Origin of the sequence: Dietzia sp. SYD-A1, from assembly GCF_015356725.1 — a bacterium.
Taxonomy (GTDB): domain Bacteria; phylum Actinomycetota; class Actinomycetes; order Mycobacteriales; family Mycobacteriaceae; genus Dietzia.
The window spans coordinates 1-3,761 of the sequence record NZ_JADDKI010000304.1; the positions used below are offsets into that span (position 1 = coordinate 1).

Consider the following 3,761-nt stretch of genomic DNA (forward strand, 5'->3'; position numbering starts at 1 on the left):
GGGCTTGCGCTTACCCATGGGTCCCGGTCACTCCGCCTGCTGGATCGGCGCCCAGTCGGGCCCGGTCTCGGCGAGATCCGGGTCGACCTTGGCGAACAGGGGGCTGGGCTTGGCCAGCGGGGTCCCGGGGGTCAGCTCGGTACGCGCCCACCGGGCCTGCTCGGAGGCGTAGTCACCCATGATGACGGGATAGCTGCGACCGGCCTCGGGCAGCCCCGCACCGACCAGGTCCACCGGCATGTCGTCGGTCACCTCGTGGACCTGCGGCGCCGCGGCCCACACCCCCTGCCCGCCGATCGCGCCGTGGATCTGCTGCGCGGCGGACGGCAGATAGGGGGTGAGCAGGGTGTTGGCGTCGGAGACCACCTGCAGGGCGGTGTGCAGGACGGTGCCCAGGCGCTCGCGCTGGTCGGGGTCCTTGGCGAGCTTCCACGGTTCGGTGGCGGCGATGTACCGGTTGGCGGCGCCGACGATCCGCATGGCCTCGGTGGCACCGGCCTTGAAGCGGGAACGCTCGAGATGGCCGCCGACCGTGGCGAAGGCGGCCTCCGCGTCGCGCAGCAGTTCGGCGTCCAGATCGGTCAGGGTCGCGGGCCGGGGGATCTCGCCGAAGTTCTTGTGCGCCATCGACACCGTGCGGTTGACCAGGTTGCCCCAGCCGCCCACCAGCTCGGCGTTGGTACGTCGGACGAACTCGTCCCACGTGAAGTCGGTGTCCTGGTTCTCCGGGCCGGCCACCGAGATGAAGTACCTCAGCGAATCGGGGCCGAACTCCGCCAGGAAGTCGCGGACGTAGATCACCACCCCGCGCGAGGAGGAGAACTTGGACCCGGACATGGTGAGGAACTCGGACGAGACCACCTCGGTGGGCAGATTCAGCGCGCCGAGCGCCCCCGGCCGTCCGCCGTGCGCGCCCCGGCCGTCGTAGCCGATGAGCTCGGCCGGCCAGATCTGCGAGTGGAAGGTGATGTTGTCCTTGCCCATGAAATAGTGGGACACGGCCTCGGGGTCGGTCCACCACCGCCGCCACGCCTCGGGCTCGCCGGAGCGCCAGGCCCACTCGATGGAGGCGGAGAGGTACCCCACGACGGCGTCGAACCACACGTAGAGCTTCTTGTCGCCGCGGTCCTGCCAACCGTCGACCGGGATCGGGATACCCCAGTCGATGTCGCGGCTCATCGCCCGCGGACGAAGGTCCTCGAGGAGGTTGAGCGAGAACTTCAGGACGTTGGGTCGCCAGTCCTTCCGCCCGGAGAGCCAGTCCCCCAGCGAGTCCGCGAGCGCGGGCAGGTCGAGAAACCAGTGCTCGGTCTCGATGAACGTCGGGGTCTCCCCGTTGATCTTGGAGACCGGGTTCGTCAGGTCCGCCGGGTCGAGCTGGTTGCCGCAGTTGTCGCACTGGTCACCGCGGGCACCGTCGTAGCCGCAGATCGGGCAGGTGCCCTCGATGTACCGGTCCGGCAGCGTGCGGCCCGTGGACGGGCTCACGGCCCCGGTGGTGGTCTTGGCCACCATGTACCCGTTGCTGTGCAGACCGCGGAAGAGTTCCTGGACCACCGCGTAGTGGTTCCGGGTGGTGGTCCGGGTGAACAGGTCGTAGCTCAGCCCCAGGCCCGCCAGGTCGTCGACGATGACCCGGTTGTACCGGTCGGCGAGTGACTGGACCGACACGCCCTCCTTCTCGGCCTGCACCAGAAGCGGGGTGCCGTGCTCGTCGGTGCCCGAGACCATCAGGACGTCGTTGCCCGCCATCCGCTGGTACCTGGAGAAGACGTCCGACGGCACCCCGAAACCCGAGACGTGACCGATGTGCCGGGGGCCGTTCGCGTACGGCCATGCGACCGCGGTCAGGACTGTCTTCGCCATGGGTCCCAGACTAGTGGTCGCGTCCGCGGGGTCCGTGCCGGGCGTACACCCGGCCCGCCTCATGCGTTCTCGGCCGCCGGATCGCTCGAGAGCGACTTGTGGATCGACACGCACAGGGCGATCAGCACCAGCACGAACGGCGACGCCGCGATGATGGTCATGTTCTGCAGACTCGACAGCGCGTTCCCGCCTCCGTCACCGGCCACCAGCATGATGATCGCGACCGCGGCCGTGAACGAGCCCATGAGCATGACGATCCACCGCGAGGGCTCCTCGATCCCGTACTGGGCCATCCCGCCCATGACGATCGACGCCGAGTCGGCCGAGGTGATGAAGAAGACGGCGATGAGCGCCATCGCCACCACCATCAGCACCGGCGCGAGGGGGAGCTCGCGGAGCAGGTTGAACAGCTGCGGTTCGAGAGAACCGTCCCCGAAGACGCTTCGTCCGGCCTCCTCGAGGTAGAGGGCGAAGCCACCGAAGATGGAGAACCAGATCACCGACAGGGTGCTGGGGACCAGGACCACGCCGATGATGAACTCGCGGACCGTGCGGCCGCGGCTGATCCGGGCGAGGAACATGCCGACGAAGGGCGACCAGGAGATCCACCACGCCCAGTAGAAGACGGTCCACGAGGACAGCCACCCGGCGGCCTCACCGTTCTCACTCACCGCGGTGCGGGAGGCCATCTCGAAGAAGTCGGAGAAGTAGGTGCCGATCGTGGTGGGGATGAGGTCGAGCATGAAGAACAGGGCCCCCGAGAAGATGGCCACGAACAGGGCGAGCGAGACGGCCAGCACCAGGTTGATGTTGGACAGGATCCGGATGCCGTTGCCGATCCCGGAGGCGGCCGAGGCGAGGAACACCAGTCCCAGCACCGCGATGACACCCACCACGAGGGCGATCCCGCCGCCGTCGACCGCGCCGGTCTCGTTGAGCCCGGCCCGGATCTGCAGCGCGCCCAGCCCCAGCGAGGCCGCGGTGCCGAAGATGGTGGCCACGACGGTCGCCACGTCGAGCACCTTGCCGATCCACCCGCTGGCCCGCTTCTGACCGATGAGCGGGACGAACGCCTGGGAGACCAGATGCCCGCGCTTGAAGCGGTACGCGGCCAGGCCGAGCGCGAGGCCGACGACGGCGTACATCGCCCACGGGTGCAGGGTCCAGTGGAAGGCCGTGGTGGCCATGGCCACGTCGTACTGCTGCTCCTGCCCGGGGGGCGGGGTCTGGTAGTGCGTGAGCGGCTCGGAGACGCCGTAGAACATCAGGCCGATGCCCATACCGGCGGCGAACATCATCGCGATCCAGGACTTGGTGGAGTACTCCGGCTTCTCGTTGTCGCCACCCAGACGGATCCCGCCGAAGCGGGAGAACGCGAGGTAGATCGTGTAGGCCACGACGGTGGTGGAGACGAGGATGAACAACCAGCCCACGGTCTCGACCACCAGCGAGAACGCATTACCCGCGGCGTTCTCGAACGACGCCGTGTAGAACGCACCCCAGACCACCACGATGAGGGCGATCACGGTGGTCGGGATGATCACGGCGAGGTCGGCTCGGGGCTTACCGACCGGAGTCGAGGCGGGGTCACTCTTCTGTTGGCTGGAACTGGACATTCATGAAACCTTGTCAACAACTTCCGCAGAGTGCAAGGTAATAACTTCTTCACCTGCACAGTCGCGTGTAAGCATGAACGGGTGCCCGACCGTCTGATAACCGTCCCGGACCTGCTCCGCGCGCTGCACGGTCGGTCGCGGTCACTGGGTCTGGCGCCCCCCGCCGCCTTCCTCGGCGACTGGCACCACCACCGTGCCGTGGTGGTGCCGTCGGTGCACCTCGAGCCCGTCGCGCACCCCGCCGCCTTCGAGGAGAGCGACCAGCTCGTCGTCGTCTAC

The 3,761-nt window shown here is 68.1% G+C and carries 2 protein-coding genes and 1 pseudogene; 1 reads left to right on the forward strand and 2 read right to left on the reverse strand.

Annotation, left to right across the window (positions count from 1 at the left end):
* Positions 1-27: 27 nt before the first annotated feature.
* Together metG and IY392_RS12475 are read right to left on the reverse strand one after the other, a co-directional pair.
* Entirely contained in the window at positions 28-1,866 is a 1,839-nt protein-coding gene (gene metG, locus IY392_RS12470) for a methionine--tRNA ligase (RefSeq protein ID WP_194861388.1), read from the reverse strand.
* A 59-nt stretch (positions 1,867-1,925) separates the two neighbouring features.
* Positions 1,926-3,482, reverse strand: coding sequence for a BCCT family transporter (locus tag IY392_RS12475; protein WP_194861389.1), 1,557 nt, complete (start codon positions 3,480-3,482; stop codon positions 1,926-1,928).
* A gap of 81 nt (positions 3,483-3,563) precedes the next feature.
* Here IY392_RS12475 and IY392_RS12480 point away from each other — a divergent pair.
* Positions 3,564-3,761, forward strand: a pseudogene (locus IY392_RS12480) (aminodeoxychorismate synthase component I); the annotation flags it as partial.